Annotated in this window: 14 protein-coding genes and 1 tRNA gene; 2 read left to right on the forward strand and 13 right to left on the reverse strand. The window is 52.0% G+C overall.

Annotated features, from left to right (window positions below):
* Positions 1-201: 201 nt before the first annotated feature.
* Positions 202-549, reverse strand: a complete 348-nt coding sequence (locus tag JSS75_12390; GenBank protein ID MBS1904498.1) for a tRNA-binding protein — start codon at positions 547-549, stop codon at positions 202-204.
* 93 nt (positions 550-642) lie between these two features.
* Between JSS75_12390 and JSS75_12395 the strand changes: the two genes are divergently transcribed.
* Both JSS75_12395 and JSS75_12400 read left to right on the forward strand, forming a co-directional pair.
* Positions 643-1,707, forward strand: coding sequence for an ATP-grasp domain-containing protein (locus tag JSS75_12395; protein MBS1904499.1), 1,065 nt, complete (start codon positions 643-645; stop codon positions 1,705-1,707).
* 6 nt (positions 1,708-1,713) lie between these two features.
* The gene (locus tag JSS75_12400; protein MBS1904500.1) at positions 1,714-2,847 is read left to right on the forward strand and encodes an FAD-dependent monooxygenase; all 1,134 of its coding nucleotides are present in this window, start codon (positions 1,714-1,716) and stop codon (positions 2,845-2,847) included.
* Here JSS75_12400 and JSS75_12405 read toward each other — a convergent pair.
* The 12 genes from JSS75_12405 to JSS75_12460 all read right to left on the reverse strand — a co-directional run bounded on the left by JSS75_12405 (position 2,844) and on the right by JSS75_12460 (position 25,740).
* The gene (locus tag JSS75_12405) at positions 2,844-7,580 is read right to left on the reverse strand and encodes a hypothetical protein (GenBank protein MBS1904501.1); all 4,737 of its coding nucleotides are present in this window, start codon (positions 7,578-7,580) and stop codon (positions 2,844-2,846) included. The genes JSS75_12400 and JSS75_12405 overlap by 4 nt on opposite strands.
* Before the next feature lie 89 nt (positions 7,581-7,669).
* Positions 7,670-8,515: a hypothetical protein gene (locus JSS75_12410; GenBank protein ID MBS1904502.1), complete on the reverse strand. Its 846-nt coding sequence runs from the start codon at positions 8,513-8,515 to the stop codon at positions 7,670-7,672.
* A 25-nt stretch (positions 8,516-8,540) separates the two neighbouring features.
* Positions 8,541-11,303, reverse strand: a complete 2,763-nt coding sequence (locus tag JSS75_12415) for a hypothetical protein (GenBank protein MBS1904503.1) — start codon at positions 11,301-11,303, stop codon at positions 8,541-8,543.
* 60 nt (positions 11,304-11,363) lie between these two features.
* On the reverse strand, positions 11,364-12,779 hold the full coding sequence (locus tag JSS75_12420) for a hypothetical protein (protein MBS1904504.1): 1,416 nt from the start codon (positions 12,777-12,779) through the stop codon (positions 11,364-11,366).
* A gap of 542 nt (positions 12,780-13,321) precedes the next feature.
* Positions 13,322-15,403 (reverse strand): OmpA family protein, encoded by a 2,082-nt coding sequence (locus JSS75_12425; GenBank protein MBS1904505.1) that lies wholly within the window; start codon positions 15,401-15,403, stop codon positions 13,322-13,324.
* 24 nt (positions 15,404-15,427) lie between these two features.
* Positions 15,428-18,337, reverse strand: coding sequence for a hypothetical protein (locus tag JSS75_12430; protein ID MBS1904506.1), 2,910 nt, complete (start codon positions 18,335-18,337; stop codon positions 15,428-15,430).
* A gap of 193 nt (positions 18,338-18,530) precedes the next feature.
* A complete protein-coding gene (locus JSS75_12435) occupies positions 18,531-19,589 on the reverse strand; it encodes a hypothetical protein (protein ID MBS1904507.1) in 1,059 nt (352 codons plus the stop codon).
* Positions 19,586-20,137 carry an RNA polymerase sigma factor gene (locus tag JSS75_12440; protein ID MBS1904508.1) on the reverse strand — a complete coding sequence of 184 codons (552 nt, stop codon included), beginning with the start codon at positions 20,135-20,137 and terminating at the stop codon, positions 19,586-19,588. Before JSS75_12440 ends, JSS75_12435 begins: the two co-directional genes overlap by 4 nt.
* Positions 20,138-20,471: 334 nt before the next feature.
* A tRNA-Glu gene (locus JSS75_12445) sits at positions 20,472-20,543 on the reverse strand.
* Between the two features lie 44 nt (positions 20,544-20,587).
* Positions 20,588-21,187, reverse strand: a complete 600-nt coding sequence (gene rdgB / locus JSS75_12450) for an RdgB/HAM1 family non-canonical purine NTP pyrophosphatase (protein MBS1904509.1) — start codon at positions 21,185-21,187, stop codon at positions 20,588-20,590.
* Positions 21,184-22,548 (reverse strand): DNA repair protein RadA, encoded by a 1,365-nt coding sequence (gene radA / locus JSS75_12455; protein MBS1904510.1) that lies wholly within the window; start codon positions 22,546-22,548, stop codon positions 21,184-21,186. Before radA ends, rdgB begins: the two co-directional genes overlap by 4 nt.
* A gap of 36 nt (positions 22,549-22,584) precedes the next feature.
* Complete coding sequence (locus JSS75_12460; protein ID MBS1904511.1) at positions 22,585-25,740, reverse strand: VWA domain-containing protein; 3,156 nt, start codon at positions 25,738-25,740, stop codon at positions 22,585-22,587.
* Positions 25,741-25,785 lie beyond the last annotated feature (45 nt).

Genomic DNA, 25,785 nt, shown 5'->3' on the forward strand with positions numbered 1-25,785 from the left:
CCACCGGACGCGTCTCGGCCGGCGAACACACCGTCTCTATCGACGCGAACGAACTCGCCAGCGGGACATACGTGATCTCGCTCCAGAGCGGCAACATACTACTCAACAGGCAGATCGTTATCGCAAAGTAAGAGCGGAATACGATTCCTTCGATAGAACCGCCCGTACAGCGATGTGCGGGCGGTTCTATTTTATAGAGCTTTAATAAATGGGCGATCCGGGCAGGACGTCTGAATCTGGGGCGAGCAAAACAACCTCCCCCTCGCTGTTTGCAACACCCAGTACCAACACCTCAGAAGAATACCCAGCGATACGTTTTGGTAGAAAGTTAACTACCGCAACGATTAATCTCCCAAGCAATAACTCTCGTGAGTATCGTGTAGTGATCTGTGCACTTGAATGCAACACGCCGAGTTGTGGGCCAAAGTCGATCGTTAGTTGATATGCAGGCTTACGAGCTTCGGGGAATGGCGACACATCGATAATACGTCCGACGCGAATGTCAACTTCTTCGAATGTACTATAATCAATGATAGATTTTCGCTCCATTTTTCTTGTATCGTGAAAAGAAATGAAGTATTTTAGTAGTGCCGCAATGCATCGGCAATATACCACCCAGACGATATCCACTGCACAATTCGTATGGCGAGACCAACAACCGTAGCATTACTCTATAACGATATTCCTGACGGGACGCCGAAGCAATCGAAGATTGATCTCTCGCCTGAAGCACTTGGCTTCACTCCGTACTTCGACGTCGAAGAAACACCCGCCGAACAGGAATATGCGAGCATCGAAGCGGCACTGACAGATGCCGGCTATAAGGTTGTCGCCTTTAATGTAAAGGATCGTTTCGAGCGACTATTCAATTTCATCACGCGACGTAAATTCGATGTCATCTTCAATCTCATCGAGTTTTTTCATTCGCGGCCGGAGAATGAAATGCTCGTTGCAGGGTTCTTCGATCTGTTGCAAGTCCCCTATACCGGTGCGCCACCGCTTGCATTGGCAAATTGCCAGAACAAACCGCTTGCGAAAGAATTGCTCCGTGCCAACCGCCTCCCCACCGCAAAGTCTTTCACCGTCAGAACGATGGAGGATTTCCCCACGCGTCACAACCTGAAGTATCCCGTGATCGTGAAGCCTGCAAGTGAGGACGGCTCGGGGGGAATCGAGAATGCGAGCATCGTGAGCACCATGCGGGCTCTCAGAGCCCGCGTCGAGTTTGTCCTCGACGATTTCAAAATGCCTGCACTGGTCGAAGAATATATAGAAGGACGTGAACTCAACGTTGCCGTGCTGGGAAATGGCGCAAATAAGCGTGTATTGCCGATCTCCGAGATCGTGTTCGATACGATGCCGGAGGGGTTGTATAAGATCGTAAGTTATCAGGCGAAATGGGACCCTCACCACGCGGCCTATCATACAACCATCCCGAACTGCCCTGCCGATCTTCCGCAGAAGACAATGCTTCTTGCACAACAATATGCCCTAAAGGCGACTGAGGTGATGGGCACGCGCGATTATGCGCGCGTGGATATGCGGATGAATAAACGCGGCGAGCTCTTTATTCTGGAAGTCAATCCGAACCCAAATCTTTCCGAAGGCACAGGCATTGCCCGCAGTGCTGAGGCTGCAAAGATGGCATTTAGTGACCTCTTGCGCGAGATCACCGAAAGTGCCCTGTCACGGGCGATACCACAATAACCTATTATGCGAATCGAGATCATTGGTGGAGGCCCTGCTGGCCTGTACTTCGCAATACTAACAAAGCAACGCTTTCCTGATTGGAGTATCCGTGTCAGTGAACGAAACGGCCGTAACGACACATTCGGTTGGGGCGTTGTGTTTAGCGATCGAACATTAGAACATTTTCGCGAACACGATCCCATTTCCTATGCTACCCTTGCAGACGCGATAATTACATGGGAAGACGTCGATGTGGTCCATCAAGGAGTCCATACCCGTATTCATGGCAACAAGTTTTCCGGTATCTCGCGACTAAAGATGCTCAACATCCTCAGTGACCGGGCCAAGTCACTTGGGATCGATGTCGAATTTAATAGTGATATTAAAGAACTCGGTGAACGCCGTTCTGCCGATCTTGTCGTGATCGCGGATGGCGTCAATAGCATTTTCCGAAAGCAATTCGCCGATTTCTTTCAACCATCCATTAGCGTCAGGCCAAATAAATACATCTGGTATGGCACACATCATTTGTTCGATGCACTCACACTTACATTTCATAAGAACGAGCACGGGATTTTTGCCTCCCATTCCTACAAGTTCGACGATACGACGAGCACATTCGTCGTTGAATGCGATCCTGATTCGTGGAAGGCGGCCGGACTCGATACGATGACTGAGGAAGCATGCAGAACCTATCTCGAAGGTGTATTTGCGGATGATCTGCAAGGCGCCCGGTTACTTTCTAATCGTTCGCAGTGGATCAATTTCCAACTGATCACGAATCAGCACTGGGTACACGAGAATATGGTAATCGTCGGTGACGTTGCGCACACAGCACACTTCTCTATCGGGAGCGGGACTAAGTTAGCCATGGAAAGCTCCATTGCTCTGTACCATGCGTTTGAGCAGACTCAGAATGTGTCGGAAGCATTAACGCTGTTCGAGCGAACACGTAAACCGATTGTTGAAGAATACCAACAATATGCATACGATAGCCTGGTTCTCTTTGAAAATCTACACGATGTGATAGACCTATCCCCTCTTGAAATGGCATATCGGATGATGACACGAAGCAAGCGCCTGGACCACGAGAGGCTTCGCAAGCGAGATCCACAATTTATTGCAGCAGTTGAGCAACTACGTAAAGAGGAGCGCTAATTCAATTTAAGCATCTTCATATAGGAGTCTGCCTTCAGAACCACTGCCGTTCCGCTTGACGTATTCTGAGCCCATTGCATCGTCACATTTCCTGATGTGCTGGAGTTTTGTACCCATCCCTGGAAATGAATCAGAGTCGCTGCACTTGTAGTTATGGAAATAGATTTTCCCACGCCGGAGCTGCTTAAGGTTCGAGATTCTTCCGTGGTTGTCGCGTCTTCCACTCTTCCAGTTAACCATATTCTCAATGTCGCTCCGGAAGGGACTGTAAATGCAATTTTTATATCTGGTGTTGTGCTCGCGGATGTTGCAATTAATTCACCTGACACTTCCCACGTTTCGTTCGCACCAATGGCAAGAGACAGATCATTATCGTTGGTAAGAGTCGCTGAGTTTGCAATGGACTGGTCGGCAGATTTGATTGCATATTCTGGCGCAGTGCCCGTTCCCGACGAGGTTGACCAACCGAGTGATACGTTATAGGGCCCGCTCCCCGATACCGAGGATGCTGATAACACTTGACCGGCTGACGGTTGTGATGTCGGAAGTGTATAGTTTATGGTTGTCGTTCCCTGTGCACCGGCTTTAATCGAACTCACGCCACTCGATGTGCCTTGTAGCATCAATGAACTTGCCGTTGCATTGTTGTTCGAGAGCAGTAGATTCCCATTTCGCGCTTCAATAAGTTGGGATGGAGTTGTCAAGCCTATGCCGATATTGTTATTTCCCAATATTCGCATTGCTTCACTTAACGTCCCGGAATTTACGGTTGAGAACGTGAGGGCTCCTGTTCGACTCGTATGATTTACACTCGTCCACACACCTGCCACTTGGGCCATTTGTTGATTCAGTGTTGTCGAGTCCTCAGCTTTGAAATCGATTGCCGAGCCAAATCCGGCAACCGGTCTGCCGGTAGATGCACTTTGTGCATTAATGACCGGTATGATACTATTTGTCGACGAACTCGTCATACGTACCGTTAACCGAGTATCAGGAGTAGGGACCCCGGTTGCATTATCGTTACCTATACCGACGTTTCCTCCCGCAAAGATGGACAAATATTCGGAATCGGAAGATCCGGATCGTCGGCGAAACGTCATATGTTCACCGTAACCACCGCCTGTGCCCGTATTCGCTACACCCGGCGTACCGGTGGACATGACGTCCCACCATTGATTCGCCGAATTCCCTTGATTGTCGTTCGTTCCACCCACCAATTCGATTGCAGGGTCGGTGCCGCCAGCATTGGAATTGAAGCGCCACACACGAAGGACTGCATTCTGATCGATCATATTAAACACGCGGTTTAGGTATGTCGGTACACTATTAAGTCGTGCCGTCGTCATCATATCTCCGTATGCAAAGCGCCCCGAACCACTTGAGAATGTAGTGGTGGTCGCGCCAGGTCCCAGCAGTTCATTACCGCTAAAGTCGATCATCATTCGTGTGTTTGGGCCACCCGAACCGGTGACAAACCGAACATTCGTATTGTCAATCGTACCCAAGAAGTTTGTCACATTATCAACAAGGCCGGAATTACCGGTAGTCAGCCATGCGCTCGAACCTACCGATGCGGCATAAGAAATCCATCGGGTATCCGTACCGCTATAAATAAAGTTTGCCGTACCACCTGCCGGGATCACCAACGAGACTCCGGTACCGGTGATCACACGATTTGCAGCCACACTACTGGTACTCTGGTTTGCAACCGTCATCGTCTGAGACGTTGCATTATAAATTTGCAGATGTTTGCCATTCGCCCCACCGGCGATACCGGTGATCGTAAATCCTGCTGCTGCATTGGAGATTCTAATGAAGGACGTCTGGTTGTTTGACCCGTCGAAATTGACATCGTTCATTGTCGACGTTGTCGCTGTGGTATAGCTATATTCTCTGGTTGCCAGATCTTTCGCGATATCCACAGCAGTGTTCGGAGTAGTACCCACGTTGATTCCTAACCGCTTATTCGTATTATCCCAATAGAGAGCGGCATCATCCATTAACTGCGATGTCACGCCCGGTCCCGGCCCCCAGAACGCAACACGGGTTGCTGTACCGGTACCAGTCACCGTCCCTCCGCTCGCTACCCAACTAAGTGTACCACCGGTAGTTGAAGACAGCACATAGCCTGACGAAACAGGAAGCGAGGTAGGTAAAGTATATGTAATATTTGTCGCACCCTGTGCACCTGCCTTGAATGCTGTAATCCCAGTGCTTGTCCCTTGAAATTGTAATTGCGATGCAGTAGCAGTGCTATTCGAAAGTAAGAGATTTGCATTCTTTACCTCGAGTCCTTGTGTGGGTGTTGTGGTTCCGATCCCGACACTACCGGTAAATAACGCAGCGTAATCTTTTGAGCCGCCAGTCGCACTCACACTCAAACCGGTTGCAGTACCGGTGCCTGTTGCCGCCGCCGAGATTGTAAGCCCTGTCGCGTTACGGTTCGTGGCTCCACCAGTTGCCGTAATCACTGCACCGGCAGCGTCAGCATCGTTCGCCGAAGCGCTATACGCCACGTTGAATAAGTTATCCGTGCGCGTGAGGGACAAATTCTGCGGAGTCGTCACGTCGTAGTTGACGAAATAGCCGCTCAACGGCGATACCAATGTCGTGTAGGTACGCTTCGTCAAGTCCCCATTCGCATCTGCAATCACAAAACCATCCGTGGATGACAACGCGGTGGCGCCATCGGCACCGGAAAGTGCATTAAAACGAATGTTCAGATCTCCCGAATTACCCCCCACCTGCAAGAGTCGACCGCTCGTTGGCGTCAGGCCAATGCCAAGCTCTCCGGCCGGTGACAGGCGCATCTTTTCTGCATTGTTTGTATAGAATTTAATCGGTTGTGACGACACAGTATTGGTAGTCCCGATCACTAACGGCTGTGCATCGGTCGTCCCCAGGAAATTACCTGTCGTACCGTTATAGGCGGTCGTACCGGAATTACCGCTTAATGACCAGAAGCTTGCGTTGATCGTTGCAAGGTCATTGATCGAATTCACAAACCATCTCGAGTCCGTCGGACTATATGTCAAATTTGCACTACCGTTCGGAGGAACCGTCAGGTTTCCTCCAGTGCCGGAGACAATCCTGTTCGCCGCAACACTCGATGCACTTTGGTTTGCCAGGATCAAATTCTTTGTTGTCGCATTGTAGAGTGTAATCAGTTTCCCATTCTGTCCACCCCCGATTCCGGTCAGTGTAAAATCCGCGGTTGCATTCCCCACACGGACATAGCTCGTCAGATTTCCGACGCCATCAAAATTTACATCATTGATCGTACCGCTCAACGATGTTGTGTAGTTATATTCGCGGGTTGCAAAATCAGCGGCAACGTCAAGTGACACGTTCGGCGCTGACGTCCCAAGACCGAGTTTGCCCGAAGACGACAAGCGCATCCGTTCAGAATTGTTAGTAAAAAACTCGATTGGTTGCGGGGTCGCTGTGTTCGTTGTGGCAATGACGAGCGGCTGGGTGTTCGTCGTACCAAGAAAATTACCTGTTGTACCGTTATATCCTGTAGTGATTGAGTTTCCAGTAAGATTCCAATAATTACCACTCAACAGTGTCGAGGCATCTGCCCATGAAAGCGAGCTTGTCGCTCCTCCGCTTGAAATCAGTACTTGGCTTGCAGTTGGAGCGGTTATCGGCAGTGTATAGGATAGATTTGCCGTCTGTGCACCCGAAACAAACGAGCTTGAGAATGTTCCGGAGGGATTCTGCAGACTAAGTTGACTAGCCGTTCCACCGTTCGACAATACATTGATATTTCCTATCGCAGCGATTGCTGTATTTGATGCACCGCCGGTAGCACTCACACTCAGTCCGGTCGATGTGCCGCTTCCTGTAGCTGTCGTGGTTATGGTGAGGCCCGTGGCGCTACGATTCGTCGCTCCGCCGGCAGACGTGATTACTGCTCCAGCAGCATTTGCATCATTTGCACTTGCACCGTATGACACGTTAAATAAATTGTCGGTACGTGTAACAGCAACATTCTGAGTTGAAGTCACATCATATTTTACGAAACTGCTTGAAAGCGGGATATTCAGAAGTGAAATATCTCGCTTCGTTAGATCGCCGTTTACATCGGCAAAGACAAGACCGTCATTCGTACTAATCGCAGTGAATACATTCGAACCGGAAAGCGAGTTCAGACGAACGTCCGCCGTCCCTGCCGTCCCTGCAACATGAAGAGTGCGTCCTGCGGTTGGAGTGAGGCCGATGCCCAATTCTCCGCCGGAAGTCAGACGCATGACTTCCGTATTGTTCGTATAAAATTCGATTGGCTGCGGGGTAGTCGTATTCGTCGTGGCAATAATGAGCGGCTGCGTGTTGGTAGTACCGATGAAACTACCGGTCGTCCCATTATAGGCTGTAGTAATGGCATTGCCGGTCAGCGCCCAGTAATTGCCACTCAAGACGCTGGCCGGATCGCTCCAGGTCGGGACAAGGTTCGAGCCGCTAAGCTGTAGTGTAAGGATGTTCCCTGACGCTACACCGCCTGTATTGGTCCACCCGAGTTGACCGCTGCCAATCCCATAGAGCAACGATGCAGATGTCGTCGATGGGTTGGAAGTCGGAGGAAGCAGAAGTGTGTAGCTGAGCGGGTTAGTGCCAGTGAGAATCGTAATGATATTTCCATTTGCATTGGAGATCCTCACCCCACGCTGCAAACTTGCCTGACCATATACACGAGCTGATCCCACCGCAAGCACGAATAGCACTATGGCCATTCGTAGTGCGGTGCCGACGGGAGCCGGGGGTGATATGGTTTCGGGGAATCTCATTCTACCAAATATACGCTCACAACAGACGGCATCCGTTACGGAACATTGACGATGATCCAATTAATATTTTCGCCGGATGGGATCTCGTTCGACGCTTCCACAAAAAACATATTCTTTTCGTAGTCGATCTTCGTAATTGAGCAGAGCACCGTGCCTATATTGGCCGAGTGCATCATGTGAACAGAAGCCGAAATCATGGAATTCGGCGTGATCTGAAAATTTCCGGGCACAACGGCGAAGCGATATCGCTTCGATCCGAAGCCCTGCGCCGGAATGAAGCCAGAGCGAATGACCGTCGAATTTGTCTTCCCCCTCTTCTTCACCGGGTGGATCAAATTCCCTTGGTCGTCGTATTCACGCATGCGCTGAGATGCATCATGAACGACTGTCGCTGAATCCCCCTGGATGATCTCCTTCCCTGCGTGAATCTGTACTTCATCATAATGCTCACTGGCACTATCGAAGAGAAAGAGTGTGTCGTTCTCCCTGGGTTTGAACTCCGCGTAGAATCCGGGCGCCATGTTCGCGTTATTCCCACGATCAAGCTCGTAGATCGTGACCTTCGGTCTCGAATGCTCCGGTGGTGTCAGTTCTTCGCCTGCCGCATAGACAAGAGGCAGAACTCGTCGTTCGGTGTACGCCGCCTTCGCCGCGTCCGGATCAGGAGCGGTAAAGGTTTTCCTCGGCTGCGGTACACGTGCTGCCGTATCCTGCTGAGCGGAAACCACGCCGGCAGAACACAACAGAATGCATGCTATCGCAACGATCACCCATCTTCGGTCAGCAAACTCGAACACGATCGCTGGGTTATTCGTGGGGAGACTGTAGAACAACACAGAAACGAACGGATGCGCCGGCCTCTCCCCAGACTGCCGGCGCATTTCCCATTCGTTAATGCACCATCAATTACGGATTGATGATGACATAGTTGATGAACGACGTAGCACCCACCGGGTTATCCGACGCTTCGATATCGAACGAGTTCGAACCCACGTTCGTCACCTGTACCGCGACGGTACCGGCGCTTGCATGGTTCTCGATCGACACCGTGATCGATGCACCGGAGGTGATCGTCTGGCCCGCAGGCAGAGTGATCGTCTGAATGTAATTCGTCCACGCGACATGGCCCTTCAGGGTATTGTTGTTACCAATAGACTTGATCACGTTACCCGCAGCATCCAACGTAAGGTACAACGCCGGATTGTCGTCACGCGACAACTGGTTCGTGCGTGTCATGCGAACGTTACCCGTTGCCGAGTCAGCCCACATGAAGTTGTTGATGCCCGTTGCAGCATTGAACGTAGAACCCTGAATATTCAGGTTACCGGTCGTACCGGTGTTGACGTTCGTATTTACGTTGCTGGTGCTGTTACCGAGATTGACATTACCGCTCGTACCCTCGAAGTTGAGGTTATGACCATTCATGCTCACGAAACGGTCACCGAGAATCGGAGCGCCGCCCGTTGCGGACGAACCAAGTTCGACCGTGTTGCCATTCGCTACCGTCAAACCGTTATCGGCATTGACGAGTGAGCTAAGAGCACGGACGTGTACATGGTTGGTCGCGTCGAGGATCAGCATTGTCGTGTCGGTCGTCGTCGTCAGGTTATTGATGACCACCGTTCCTGTTACACCCGGATCGATTTTGACATTCTGCACCGACGTACCGTCACCGATATTGAAACTGCCCGCACCGTCAAAGTTCAACGCGTTGCCGTTCAATGTGACGAAACTGTTGCGCAACAAATTTGCGCCACCCGTTGCTGCAGAACCGAGTTCGACAGTCGGGGTACCTGCGACGTTCGTCAGCAGCAAACCGTTTCGTGCGCCGACCAGATTGTTCATCGAACGAGTATGAACGTTGCCGTTCTCGTCGGTGATGAGGATGGTCGTGTCGGTCGAAGCGGTCAGGCTCTTGAAGGTCAAGTTGCCACCCGTACCGTGATCGAGCGTGATGTTCTGTACTGCCGCACCTCCGCCAACATTGAAGCTGCCGGATCCCTCGAAATTGAGGGCATGCGTGCTCAGGTTAACGAAGCGATCGCCCAACAAGAGCGCGCCACCGGTTGCAGCAGAACCGAGTTCAACGACGTTATTGCTCGTGATCGTCAAACCGTTATCGGCGCTGACAAGTGAGCTCAGTGCACGTGTATGAACATTTCCTGATCCGTCAACGATTACAAGCGTGGTATCGGTCGTAGCCGTGAGGCTCTTCAACGTCAACTGGCCTCCTGTGCCATGATCGATCGTAATGTTCTGGACGCCTGCTGCGCTTCCGATATTGACATTACCACTACCGTCGAAATTGAGGTCATGGCCAGCCAATGTGACGAAGCTGTTACGCGTAAGGTTTGCACCTGCCGTCGCAGCAGAGCCGAGTTCAACCGTGCTCGTGCCGCTGATGTTGTTTACGATAAGACCGTTATCTGCACTGACGAGCGAGTTCATCGAACGCGTATGTACGTTTCCGGTACCGTCAGTGATCAGGATAGTCGTGTCGGTGGTTGCGGTAAGGCTCTTGAGTGTAAGCTGTCCGGTCGCACCGTGATCGAGAGTGATGTTCTGCGAGTTCGTACCATCGCCGATCGAAAAGTTACCTGCACCCTCGAATGTGAGGTCGTGGCCACTGAGTGATACGAAGCGATTGCCGAGCAACGGAGCACCACCAGTAGCGCCCGAACCGAGTTCGACGACGTTATTGCTTGTAATCGTCAAACCGTTATCGGCGCTGACAAGTGACGTCAAGGCACGTGTATGCACGTTGCCGGTACCGTCGATGATCAACAATGTCGTATCGGTCGTCGCGGTGAGGTTCTTGATATTCAAGTTACCGCCAGTTCCGACGTCAACACTGACGTTGAACTGTGCCGAACCGTTACCGAGGTTGAAGTTGGCATTGCTGCCGCTGGTAAATGCGACATTGAAGCCAGCCTGGTCGATCGACGTATTCTTTATGAGTGTCCCACCCCATTGAATGAGCGAATCACCAACACGGGTCAAGCCGTTGTTCACATCGAACATTCCGCCCAACATATCACGCCACACTGGAGCGGTAATTCCCGTCGAAGTGAGAACCTGACGGTTCGTACCGACAGCAGTGAACTGATAGGCTGTTCCATCGCCATACGCAACAGCGCCTGCCGTAGGCACGGCATTGCTATTCGTACCACCACGATCAATATGCAGAAGGCTGACATTGTCATATCCTGTTGCATCGTTGATACCTTGGATCAAGCGATTATTCAAACCGCTGTGCCCAACGTTCACCAATGTGGAATCTACAGGCCCCTTGATATCACCATCGAGTGTGGTCAGCACCGAAGGATCAACCCACTGTAGTCCGTTACCGGCTGTGTTCACTTGCAAGAGGAAGTGAGATTGAGCCGGACCGAAGGCATCAGAACGCACGATCTGGTTCTGGTCATTGAGCCAGAGCGAGTAGTTCTGTCCAGCCGTCGGTGTCGGCGCCTGGTCGAGTTGGTAGAAGTTTGTCGATGCACCTGCGCCGGTGATCGCGCGCAACTGCACGTAATTCGGAGTCGTCCCTCCGGTCGAGAGCCTGAGCTGTTGGGTAACCAACGACGGCACTTGAGCGGAAACGACCCCTGCCAGTCCGACAACCGCTACCACGGCTGCCAGCTTGGCACTGAGGAGTGTGATTCGTTTCATTGTTGTATGGGTTAGTGATTAATTCTAGCTAGAATTAGTGTCGTATCAACACAATCATTGTTATGGATTCACGACGAGATACGTCAGGAATCCGGTGTTTGTAGGATACGATGCGGAAAATTGCACCGTAAACTGATTCGTCGCAACGTTCGTGACCATATAGCCCACGATGTTCTCGAATCCTTGTGCATCGAACTGGGAAATAGTCACGCTCGAATTTGCACTGCAACCGACCGTCGGCGGCAGCGATACGGTGAACGTCGTGGCTCCCTGCGGGATGGCAATGCGCCCCGCATAGGAGTTACCCCCCACGGTTGCTCCTCGTAACGAATTCGATTCGATCGTTCCTGTTCCGGTAAGGCGCAGCGACGAACCGTCGCCCACCTTCATATCTTGGTTCTGATTAATACCACTCGTTACCTGATTCCACGGAATGGTCACCGCCGTGGGGATAACGTTGACCCAGCTCATGACACCGTTCGGATCGGATGTCAGCAATGCGTCGGTCACTGCAAGTCGCGGCGGCAATGAATACGTCAGGTCATTCGCTTGATTGACCGCCTTAAAGGCAGAATAATGCAACCCCTGGGGATCGCCAATGCGCAATTCGCTCGAGTTACTCAGGAAGACGTTGCCTGCAACATCGAGTCGCGCTTGCGGCGACGTCGTACCGATACCGATACGGGTACCGTCGTTATACAAAAATGTGTTCGAGACCCACTGCGTACCGTCATGACGCAGAGTCGCACCCTGCGTACCGGCGGGAAGGCCGACGAGTGTCGTCGAAATAACATTATTCCCTTGAGCGTCGGTGGTAATCACAATACCGGTCCCCGGCTTGATCGCTGTCGTATCGTCACCGGCCGGGAGCCACTTCGTACCGTTCCACTTGAGAACCTGCCCCGTCAAGGCACCCATTTGATTAATCTTCTCACCGGTCACAGCCTGATCGGTGATCTTTTCTGTTGTGACAGCGTTGCGCGCAAGTTTGCGCGTCGAGATCGACGTATCGGCCACTCCGATCGTCACTGTCGGGCCACGGGGCTGGATGATATCGATCGTTCCGTCAAGATTTTGAATGGTGCGAATACCCTGGGGGTTGGCGGAGATCGTGATTACTCGCCCGTTCTGCACGACGCTCGTGGTCGAATCGCCGATGATACGGATCGGACCGTCCACCTCGTTAATACTTGTGACGACACCTTGGGCATCTGCGGAAACGGAACTTGCACGATCTGCAGTCTGTGCATGCAGCGCATACGGCACAGCCGTGAGCGCCGTTCGTGGCGTCATCTCTGCCCCGCCATCGACACTTACTCCAAGCCAATATTGATTTCCGAAGTCGATAGAATTAGGAATAGCACCGGTTGCACCAATAATGAGATTGAATAGTCCTTTGAGGGTATTGGTCGGTTGTGTTTCGGCGAAGAGCTCCGTGCCACCAGTCGGCGCATCGTATAGGGCGATCTTAATCACGTGTTGCCCGTCCGAGATGGGATTCCCATTCGGCGACACAATCAGACCCTGGTAGCTGATCTGTCGGGGAATCTGGGCAAATACAGAATTCGAGCAGAATGCTGCCAATACTATCACGCTGCCAACAATGCACCACAATCCTTTTAGCATGAGAGAAATGCGGTCTCTCGAAAGAAAAACCCCACAATGTCCCCTGTTTTGACAGGAAACACCACAGGGGCTCTTCAATAACTCAGGTGACGGCTGTTTGTTACAGCCCGACTGGTCGTTGGGCGATATTCCATACTGCAACAGCAGCATATCATTGCAGAGACTCTCAACGGAGAGCCTCATTCAAAGGGGGCTTTTATCAGCTTGGTCAGGAAAGACAGCAAAACTATCTCATCTTTCCCTGATCGAAGCACCACTTGGCATACTACTTAGCGGTGCAAAAACAACAACTTATCAACCTTGAACGGCTATTACCGTTTTCTAATATACGATAGATTTTGTTCCAATACAAGTTGATACTTATATTTTGCACAAAATATATTTCAACCACACTATTGTATCTGGGGACTTGCGACAAAGATTGTCACCGTTCGACAGTAAAAACGCCCCTCTGGAACATCGTTATCGTATAAAAGTTCTGAACTGCCAATCCCTTGGATCGTCGCATTCGGCGTGCCGATCGCAGCAGAAGTCGCTTTCGCGCGTGATCCAGCGAGGTTACGGTTATACTCCATCGTGCCGATACGGTCGGCGTATCCTTTGATCGTAATTAGATCGGTGGGCTGGATTCGCGACTTCACGAAATCTGCAATACGCTGGTTTGCGCCGCTGAGCGCAGACTTGCCGAAATCGAACAGGATCAAGTTGTACGTCGAAAACACCGTGTCGGCAATATGCTGCTCACGTTTCTTCGCGAGCGTAAGCTGATACACCGGCACGGAATCGGTTGGGGTTGTCACCGTCTGACCGACCTGATCGGTGGCGGTCATTCCGTACTTAAAGGCACGGAGGTTTGCAAGCGTGCGCTGCTTTTCCTTCTCCATCTTCCAGTCAATGTGATCGGGCACCGTATTCGTGCCATCGTACTTCTTTAGTTCATGGATTTGATCACCAGCCGTCACCTTCCAACTTGCAACACCCGCTTGCGCCTGTACGAGCGGCTTGAAGCGAACAATCGGCGGACGAGGTACACGCAAGGTGTCCACGGTCAACACCGGCGCGAGCACTTCCCAATCGTTACTGGTGATCTCCACACGACGATTTTCTGCAATACCATCCTCTGTCGTTTCGCCTGATGCTTTCTCGGGCAGATTGCGATATTCGATTGCAACACGAGATGGATCGAGCTTCCAGACATTGAGGAAGTAATCGCGAACCGTTTCTGCACGACGCTTCGACAAGCCGGTATTCCCCTTCTCGTCACGCATATCCTGATTACAGCCAATGAGCGTGAGCTTTGCCTTCGGATGCTCGAGCATACGCCTACCGACGATGTTCATGATCTGGTAGTAGAGCTGCAGCGTCTCATAGTTAAAGAGCTTATCCACGAAGAAGTTATTCGTTTCTTCGGGTGTCAGCGTAGTATACTCCGGACGCATGTCGCTACTATTCTCCGCAAAGAATACATAGTTCAATAGCGGACGAAGCTGTGTCGAAATGAACTCCTCGATCGTAAACTTCAACGGGATTTCATTGCCATCTTTATCCACGCCAAAGACCTGCAAATTTGCTGCAATCTTCGGCTTCTTGTCCTCCGGCGGCGGCGGTGGGGGTGGCGGTGGCGGAGGAGGAGGCGGAGGAGGAGGCGGAATCACACGTACAGGGATCGGCGTATATCCTACGCCGACACCTAAGCGATACGATGTCGCATTCCAATTATACCCTTGCACAAGAGGCGTAAAGCGCAGAGCAAATGATGCTTCGGGATATGCATTGAGCGACCCAGATGAATCGAGTGGAAGCCGGTAGCGCAACAACGCTTGAGCACCGAAAATGAACGATGCCGCAGAGGGTATTTTCCCACCAACGACATTCCGTTGACGCGTATGATTTCCCGAATCATTGAATGTCGCACTCGAAGGATCGATTAAATCCTCGTGCTGGTCAAAGCTTTTTTGAATTAATGGACCACCGAACACCCCAACACCGAAGTTGATCTTTGGTGTGATTCGAAACATCAATGACGGCTCCAGATTGATCGATGCGAGATGCGAGACGAGCGTATTACGTACCGTCGCGAGTGAACCTTGGGTGGTGTGTCCGTTGCCGAGATCGAGATTCACCGGTATCTGTGCGTCTTCGTTATCGGTCGCGCTGAAGTTGTCGTAGCGGAGTTTGATGTCGACTGACATGAACTGCGTCAGGGGCAACACATAGAACCCGCCGATGTTCAGTCCAAGACCGCTGCCTCCGCGGAATTCCCAACAGCAATTTGGGATGCCTGGAAGGGATGGGAAAGACGAAACATGCTTCGCAAATCCCGCGCCGAGCATACCGCCGTAGATCGGAAGCACCGCGCGCTCGCTATCGGAAAGCGGCTGCGAATAGACGGCTGTGCATGCAAGTGCCGTCAACACGAACGACACAAGAATGCCCCTCACCGCACGAACGAGAGTATTATGATGAAACGTCACTGGATCGTCCGGGTGTGTATGTTCTTACCGTTCAATGGTCAGAATGCGTGAGAAGAGCTGTGAGGGGGTCTGCAGCACGTACAAATAATTACCGCGGGGCAATTCGCGAAGATCGAGATCAAACGAATAATGGCCGTGCTTATAATCGCCGCTCATTACATCTCGGATCTTTCGTCCCACAAGATCTGTGAGGAAGAGATTGGTATGTCCATCCTCAATAAGATCGACGTCGATTTGGGCGTATGAGGCGGTTGGGTTCGGCCTGCTCTGCGTAATACCGACATTGCCACTTTGGCTGAAGAGCCGCTGGCCACCTGCCGTGCAGACGTTAACCTTCAGTAAGCCGCTGTAGCGCAGGATAACCGCCTTCTTCCCGGAAGTGAAATCGAATGCGTCGATCGACACGACCGTCTCCGCCGAATCGCCCCAGTACACATTACATGGGATCGGTAGGAGTGTACCAACGTCCAACGTTTGAGGTCGGAAGCCGGATAATGTTAACGTTCGTATATCCCCTGTTATCGTCGATGGTATCGATTGGTCTTCCGGCGCGAGCAATGTCTTATTGAACGACATGGTAGCAACCCATGACGTGTCTCCACTTGGTAATAGATTTCGAGATGACACGATCTTTAGAGGAAAGACGACACGATCTCCGGGCGATGCCGTAATCGTATCCGTCGCAACATATACGAGCGGTGTCGCAAGGTCACGAATAATATGAATCGTTGTCGTCGAACTGCATCCATTCGAATCGACGACGGCAACGCTAAAGTAGCCAGAGTCAAATACCGTTAATGTATCTCCGATCTTTCCCGTGTTCCATAGATAACTATTGAGGTTACCGCCAACGACGAGGGTGTCCACACCACCGGAGTCCGGCAGGTTCGGCGGGGATGCTGTAATATTAATATTCGGGAGCGGATTCACCAACACACTGACGGTGTCAGAGCTCATCGCACAGCCGCCGGGAATGGTGACCATGCAATTGTACTTGCCTGTCGTAAATACTTTCGTCGTCGCTGTGGTATCGCCATTATTCCATTTATAGGCAAGGAAAGTATTTGGGACCGAGAGCGTCATGCTATCTCCTTGGCACAACTGTCCACCTCCTTGCACAAGCGGCTTCTTTGCCCAATGAATAATGACATGCTCGGTCGTAGTCCCAATACACGGTGCGCCGATCGTTGTTGCGTCAATTTGGATCACACCATCGGTCGTGTCGTTCCATTGGACATACACCGTATCGCTCCCCTGACCAGCGGTGACACTACCCCCGATGATACTCCATTGATAGGTCGAATTCGGAGCATTCGTCAGGTAATACTTCTCAATATCGTCACCACAAACTTCGAAGGATCCGTTGATGACAGGGGTCGGGCGGAAGTTCACTTTTACATCGACCGTATCGGTAAACGTACAGCCACGCATATCTTGGTACGTAGCGATATATTGGATTGATGTATCGGGTCGCGCCTTCGGCATCTGGACGGTTGGATTAGACAGGAAATATGTCGGTGCCCAACTGAAGTTTTGTCCACCATTGATACCGATAACAATGGTATCCCCGAGGCAAATTGTATCGTATCTGCTAATCGCTCTGGGATATGTAAAGAGTGTCTTGCTTTCTGCTAAGACAAGTCCGGTCTGCGAGATGCCGGGCTGGCCATCCGTGGCGCCATAACTTGTTCCGTAGCAAGATACTAAGGATGAGACTTCAACTCCTGATTTACCGGCTGTAACTGTAGCAGCAAGCGGGGTTGCGGCACTGGTAATCACGCGTCCGCCTCCGCCACCCCCGCCAGGTGCGAAACAGTAGTCTTTAAGTTTGAATGCATCGTTATCGCCGCCTTTACCGCCACGAGCATAGATAGTAAGATTACCGACGATCTTCTGTGCGTCGATCGCTACAGTACCACCACCACCGCCGCCGCCTGCTCCATCGACACCTGCAAGGAGTGCGCTGTCTCCGTCCACTTGGATCGTCCCTTTGTTTTTCACGACGATTGCCCCTGCGCGGATAATCACCAAGCCGCCGCCAGCAGCTCCGTTCGATCCGGTTCCGTCATTCTGGTGTCCGCCGCCGCCGCCGCCGCCGAGCGTCAATAATCCTTTATGTCCGACATAGTCAAGCGGAATAGCACCCAACCCGCCATTATCCAAAATACCTACCTGTGACGTTTGTTTACCGCCTTGCCCACCGGCGCCACCATTGCCACCGCCACCGCCGCCGCCATTTTGGTCGTTTCCACCACCGCCGCCATGAGCAAGTGGGCCACGACCGGCCTCGAAGCCATAGATATACGCAGCGATTGACTCGCCCTTTTTACCGCCGTCGTAGGAAGCTTCTGAATAATAATATCCAAGACGGCCAGGGGTTGCTCGGCGCCCCGAGTAATCGCCGCCCTTAAATCCACGGCCCGTCGCATCGATTGTCCCCCCGTCGAAGGTCAACGTATCGGCAACTTCCATGACCGTAATACCACCTTCAGTGCCGCTCCAGGCTTTGGGCCGGACCGTATCCTGGATTGTCGCATTTGTATAGACCGCCACACGGACAAGCTGAATACTTCCCGTTGCATCGTAGGATTGCATCAACTTGTTTTTTAATGCTACCGTCAGACCGTCGACACCCGAGACATTACAAAATTCGTAGTGAGCAGCATTTCCATAGTCAAGGACTTTCCCAAAATTCGCAGTATTGGTCGTATCGACTTTAGCTCCCTTCATTTCGATGAGCAACACACGATCCCCAACATTAAAGATTGAGCTGTTGGTAACGAGTACGGTATTATGGCAGGTATCGATACTCAGTACCTGTGAAAAGTCATTGATGTCTCCGGAGATCGTCTGCGCATGGCTAACTGGGGTAACGCATAGCAACATGCTTGCGACAAGCGCAAGGAAATACAGACCATCGATCGATCGCTTCATAGGCTTCATTGCAAACTGCATTTCGCCCGCTCTTTTTTCGATTCGCTTGTCCAAACTACGCAAGCGTGAGGGGGCTACAACTCACTAGGCTTGGCTTCTGCCATTAAATTCGAGCTTAAATATACGAACAAAATGCGCGATTCCAAACAGAAATCGCGCCGAGCTAAGATAGATTAGAAAATATTACCGGTAATCAGTTCGTGATCGTGTACTTCAGCGTTAGGAATGTGGCACCATACATTACCTGGGAATGGAAACTCACGAGGCCTGTAAGATCTAGCCCAAGGCCACCTGTAACTGTTGCACCAAAAGAGGCTTGTGCCGAGAATCCGATACCCTGCCATTGATGAATGGATACCGCCGGCTGCATGCCACCGACGATCGTCTGTTCCATGGAACGGGTATAGGTAGGGCCACCGGCTATCACCGCGTTGAAATTTCCCTGCCGGATAGAAGCCCCGATCAAGATGCCATACTCCGTTACCTTCTGCAAGTACTCCCCGTTCGCATCTGAAAGTTTTCCGAAGAGCTGGTCAGAGTTCGTCTTGGTGCCGAATGTACTGGTATAGCGCATACCAATATATTGCCAGTCGTGCTCAAGACCGAACATAATCCCCCCCCCGAGAGTGTTGAGTGATCCGTAAATAACTCCAGCTTGCACTCCTGCACTAAAGCGATATACGTCCCCAGCATCCTCGGCTTGGAGTTCGCGCCGACTCTTGATTTCACTCATATTACTGTGTACGCCATGAATATCGTCATTGGAATGGGGCGCATTCACTATTTGAGCAACTGGCGTGAGTGGAATCTGTTCGTCCATGCTCGACGAATGAACAGGAATTGGTTGCAGTGCGGCATTGGCGTCTTCGCTTCGCCTGCTTACTGAATAGTCTGCGCCGTTATTCGAGGTCGTGACGGCGGTAGCCGGCTGTAGGACAGTATTGGCGGTTACATTCTGAAATTGTTCGTGGGCAGGCGCATCGTTCGTCAGATTCTGCACCGTGTGCTTGAATGCTGCAAACTCTGCCGTCGATCCGATCGGTCCACGACTGTGGAAGAGATACACTGCACCGGCGCTGAGTGCTACGGCGGCAAGCATCGACAGGGTATACGACATTCGCCACGACGTTGGCGCTGCAGAAGCCGCAGCCGTAGCGCGCTGTAACTGCGCGAGTGTCACATCCGACGTTGCTGACCGCAAGGGGTCGAATAGTGATCGTGTGGAAGCGTCGTTATTGGTCGGGTTACTCATAACCGTTGCATTTCAAATACGAATGGGACAAGCTGATCGTTATATTCATCGACTGTCGATTCTACAGGACGATCGACAATCATATCGCGTAGTGCTTCGCGTCCGCGTTTCAGGCGCGACTTCACGCCTGACAGAGTCCCGCCCTGTAATTGGCGGATCTCTTCGAGCGAAAAGCCCGATATCTCAAAGAGCAGGAGCGCCTCGCGCATCTTCAGCGGCAGACGGTCCAAGGCAGTAAGCAATAACTCAAGGTCGTGCGTAGATTCGCGCTGTTCCTCTGCTGGGATGTGCTCTATCCCGTCATTGCCCATGAAGAGGCGTCGGCGCCACAGTTTGCGCGTATGCAGACGCCGTGCAATCGTGTAGAGTGTTTTCTTAAAGCCCCCGAGATCGCGCTGGTTCGGAAAGCTCTGGAATGCGGCTACGACGGTGTCGCTGACCAAGTCATTCGCATCGTCACGTGAGCGCGTCAATCCGTAAGCATATCGCCACAATGCAGGGCGGTAGTCCTCGATGAGTTGCCAAAATATGTCAGGGGAATTCTGCATTTCGTGTATTAGTGTCGCCAGCCTTCAAAAGGTTGCGACCCTACGCAAACTTTTTTCCAGCTCATATCCCTCGAATGAGATGCGAATATGACACCGATCTACCCCCGTTTGTGAAATCCCTCAAGGAGAAATTCTATATATAATTACAGAGCGGTCATTGTCTTAGTAAAGATCAATATGGATGCAACCCAGGAAGAGTATCATGCGAAGCTTGATAGCAGTGCTGAAGCTTCAACCGTTGGATGCCTGGATGGAACCGTATCGAGGCAGAAAATGAGTATCAATGTCGATTCTTCGACAGTAAGATACTGGACTGTCACAAGTAACCAATTTGTGACCCGTACGAGATTCGAACTCGTGCAACCACCGTGAAAGGGTGGTGACCTAACCACTAGTCGAACGGGCCGTGGACGCGCGAGGCGGTTTCCCGAGCGCGCGGCAATAAAACAGTTAGGATTTCATTCGGTTCCGCATCCACTCAGAGAATGCCAAAACAGCCCGTGCACGGTGACTGATCCGGTTTTTTTCCTCAGAAGTGAGTTCGGCAAAAGTCTTACCCCCCCCCTCTTCGGGCTCGAAGACGGGGTCGTAGCCGAAGCCGTTTGAACCGCGCTCGGTGTTGCTGATCACTCCGTCTACACGCCCTTCAACGAGGTGCCGATTGCCTGCGGCATCAATATAGCAGAGCACTGTTTTGAACGTTGCGACACGGTCGGTCGCGCCTTCAAGCTCATCGAGCAATTTGCGACAATTATCGGCATACGTCGCATGTTCGCCGGCATACCGCGCGGTGTACACTCCGGGTGCGCCGTCGAGCGCTTCGACCACGAGACCGGTATCATCGGCAATCGTTGGCAGCTTTAGTCTCGCGAAGACGGCCTCTGCCTTGATGATGGCATTCTCTTCAAGCGTCGTGCCTGTCTCTTCGATATCGGGGAAATTATCGGGCAGCACCTGCACGTCAAACTCTCCGCCATCACCGAGCATCGCCGCAAGCTCGTCGCGTTTGTGTTTGTTGTGAGTTGCCAGTATGATCGTATGCCTACTCATAGTATCTGTTCGATGGCTTGCTGTACTTTGTCAACGCCGATGACCTGTTTCTTGAAATCGCCGAGCGACTTAAGGTTTGGCCTCGGGACGATTACTCGCTCGAAGCCAAGGCGCAATGCCTCCTGCACGCGCTGCTCAGGTTGCGGCACGGCACGCACTTCCCCGCCGAGACCAATCTCGCCAATGAGACAGGATGTTGAGTCGATCGGCACATCCCGCAGACTTGAAAGCACCGCCAGCGCGATTGCCAGATCGATGGCCGGCTCTTCGATTGTCAGTCCGCCTGCAATATTGATAAACACATCGTTTTCACGCAACCGAGCGCCGATCCGTTTTTCAAGCACTGCTAAAAGCATTGCAACACGTCGGTAATCATAGCCCGTCGTGGTTCGTTGCGGGGTATTGTAATGCGTCGCAGATACGAGGGCCTGCACTTCAAGCAACACCGGACGTGAGCCTTCCAATACTGCGCTCACGCACGAACCGCTCGTGCCATATTGACGCTCGCTCAAGAACACTTCGCTTGGGTTCGGAACTTCGACAAGGCCCTCGCTTGCCATTGCGAAAACGCCGATCTCGTTGGTCGAACCGTAGCGGTTCTTCGCTGCACGAAGGATGCGGTATGCATGCGTACGTTCGCCTTCGAACTGCAACACTGCATCGACAATATGCTCGAGAACTTTCGGACCTGCGATCGAGCCTTCTTTCGTGACGTGCCCGACGATAAACACCGGCGTGTTCGATGACTTTGCGAACTGCAGTAGCAGCGCTGCGCATTCACGAATCTGTGCCACACTTCCCGGTGCCGAGTCGAGTATAGGACGATACGTAGTCTGGATCGAATCGACAATGAGTACATCGGGCTGCATCTGTTGTGCATGCTCGATGACCTGCTCGATATTGGTCTCGGCAAGGAAATACACTTCCTCGTTTTTCATCCCGAGCCGCTCTGCTCGAGAACGGAGTTGGCGCGGCGATTCTTCTCCGCTGACATAGAGTGTCTTGGCCGTCATAAATGCTCGCGACATTTGCAGCAGCAACGTGGATTTCCCGATCCCCGGATCGCCCCCGATCAGTACGAGCGAGCCTCGCATGATGCCGCCGCCGAGAACGCGGTCGAGCTCGGCGATACCGGTTTGCAGACGGTCCTCGGTCTCGGTACTGATCTCAGAAAGCCGAAGCGGTCGCGTCGCGGTACCGGAAGCGCGTGCACCTTTTGCTTTTGCAGAATCTGTCGATGCTGTAGAAGTAACTTCTTCCTCAAATGTATTCCACGCCGAACATTCGGGACACTTCCCGATCCAACGCGGAGATACATAGCCGCAACTGGAGCAGACGAATTGAGTTTTGGATTTGGCCATAGTTGAACCGCAAACTTACGCAGGCCCGGACACCGGTTACCGCAAGATCACGAGCGGGATAGAACCGCAGTTCGAACCGGCGGCATTCAGTGCGAGAATATAGTTGCCGGATGGAAGGTCCGAAACTTCGATCGCGACTGCATTCGTCCCTTTTGCGAGATGCACCGGAATTCGACGAACGAAATTGCCGAGCCCGTCGATGACACTCACCGTCGCATCGATATTTGCCTGTGAAGCAACGATCGAAACCGTCGCGCTGTGCGAAGCGGGGTTCGGGACGATCCCTCCAATCGCAGCAAGCAATCGATCGTTTAGATATGCGCGAAGTGTCGGGTCGCCACACAGATCGCCGATCGAGACAAATCCGTTTGCTACCGATGGATCCGTCAACGGACTTGAAACTCCGACGACCGAAACAACGGATGAATTATTACGCGCAACAAATGTCGTGAACGGCAGGTCGATCGTCGCCGCCGTATCCTCAAATGCCGAAAGGATATTACGATCCTGACGGATCAGAGTAACATTCATCGTGCCGTCGGTGGGATTCGAGAACTGTACATTGTAATTGCACAGTGGGTTGTTTCCGGAACAATCGAATGTGGGCGCACTGGTCTGGATAAAATCTCCATCGTAGGTCAGACCGAAGGACAACGTATCAATATTGATCGGGATCGGTTGCGCAGTAATCGTAATATGCAGCATCCCCGGCATCTGTGAATGCGCTGTGAACGCAGTATCGACATGAACATTTACCATACCCGTGGTCGTCCCGGCAACATTGATCTTAACCAGTGGCATGGTATCGTTCGCAAGCGAGAATGTACTTTGCCAATGACCGATGAGCCCGGTATTCAGGCGGATATGGACCGGTACTTGCTCAAGCCCCTGAAACACAATCGGATTCTTCAAATCGCTCGTGATCGTACCTTGGTCTCCCGTCTGGATCAATTTCGTCACGATCACCGGTACTTCATTCGGATTCGTGATTACAATGGTTGCGGTAGAATCAAACGGCGCTATATGACTGAGAAAATCAACATCCCCGCTTGACGCAAATGAGTACAGCGGAATTATGGACGGGCTGATCGTGATCGTGTTCACACATTCATGTCCGACACTGTCTGTTGCCTTAACGACGAGACTTGCCGTCTGTGTAGGGTCGATCGCAGTAAAGGTTTGTTCGGCCTCCAGCACGGAAACAAACGTCACCGGGCCAACAGACATATTCGTTGGTGTGCCGAGCACAGTAATTGATGCGACCCCGCGGTCCCACGGGGCAAACTCGGTAACACGGAGTTTGCTCGACGTCGGGGACAATACCGAGATCTGACAGTTCGGACCATTAGTATCCGCCTGTGGATCGTATCGTAATGTATCGAGCGCCGCGTTTCCAAGGCTATCTGACGATGTGATTTGGGCGCGAACGGGTTGCAAGGAATCGATGATGGAGACTGAGAAATTCGCCTGATAGGGCGATATAAAAGCATACGTCGGCGACCCAATGTTCGGTACCGACTCGATCACGATGTCGCGAATTCCCTTATCGCGCGGTCGCAATTCCGTCACTTGTCCGGTGATCGTCTTGATGGGCGATACAACAGGATACTGTGCAATCACCGGCGGTAACGTATCCTGTGCACCACCGGAACGATCAATACAATACTGTCCCATGTTACCCGCTGAATCGATCGCCTCGATGCATCCATACACCGGCAAGGTTGGATCGATGATATGAACCCAGGCATTGCCCAATCGTTTGGAAAATATCTGTGTCTGGTCAAGAACGATATTGCTTGCTCCAGCCGCGAGTCGGATCTGCTTAATGCCACGATCCCACGGACGTATTTCAGAGATATTGAGCACATACTTCCCCGCGCTCGACTGCGAAACCGTTACGACCGGCGGCAGAGTATCGGGTGCCGGTGAGTATAGCACTTCCACTCCGCTCTTATTCCCTGCTGAATCGCGAGCGACATAGATCACGCGAGCATTCGACATCGAATCTGCAACGATCAGGCTGTCCGTCATCGACATATAGCTGCTATCCGGATAGACTCCGTTGATCTTCGGGAAAAAGTGAACGAACGTTTGACGACGCTTAAGCAAGATGAAATTCGAGACCGCAGAATCGGAGGCATACATCAAGCCTCGTCCACATGGGAAATTTTCGTAGACCGTTACAAGCCGAGAGGTATAGAGCGGCTGCCCGACGATGATTTCCGGCCCATCCGTATCATTACGGCAGACACCCATTTGAAAGTACTCGGTCGAGGTGCGCGTGAGGCCTTTATAGGTCAGCGACATATCGACGATATGGTTTGCATACCACGGACACGGGTTGTTCGAGTGGTAGCGGAGCGTGCAATGCTCCGAGGTAACGAGTTCGCCGAGTTGCTTCATGACCGGGGACCAGTCGTTCGAGTCCTGCGCCTGGTAATACACTCCTCCGGTCGAATGGGCAAGCGCAACGTTATGCGGCGAATTATCGGAGCCCACCTCCATCACATAGAGCGTGATATGGTTTGCTTCGAATAGACTGTCGTACTTCGCAAAATCGAGAATAGCGTCGTCGGTGACCAATACGATTGCCTTGTGCTGAAAGGGTTGATATTCAAGCATCGACATTGCTTTATCGATTGCATGGTCAACATACGTCCCCCCGAAATACGGTTGGAGCGCTAACGCATCGCCGAACGCTTGCGAATCGGCCGCATTCCCTCCGAGGAAAAAACCGGTCGGGTGCGACGGACTCGGATAGACGCCGTTGATGGAGTCGTTGAATGTAATGAGTGCGTAGCGAGACGGTGCTTGTAACTGCGAAATACACGGTCCGAATGCCTGGAAGAATTTATAGGATAGATCGAATCCGTCACCCACACTCGAACGCATCGACGTACTGACATCGACGCAGAAGGCAACCGCTGCGGTGTTCGATTCATCGCAGTCAAGCAATTCCGGCGTCATTGGGACGCCATCTTCATTGATCGTAATATCGGATGGAAGTACGCCGGGAGTAGGGACGGAGCCGTTATAGCTGGCCGTCATGTGGAAGCGAACGATCGGATACGCCTCCACCTTCGGGGTGGAAGTAATAAAGTTCAAACGCTGAGCGCGGGTCGGAAGCACAAATAGTGCAAACGATCCGAGAATAAAGAGTAACCTACTGAGAATGTTAGGGTTGCGTTTCACGGTCACACTCACACACAAAACATGCTTCTTTCCCGGGGGTGGGCA

This window comes from Bacteroidota bacterium, from assembly GCA_018266755.1.
Classification (GTDB): Bacteria; Bacteroidota; Ignavibacteria; order Palsa-1295; family Palsa-1295; genus JAFDZW01.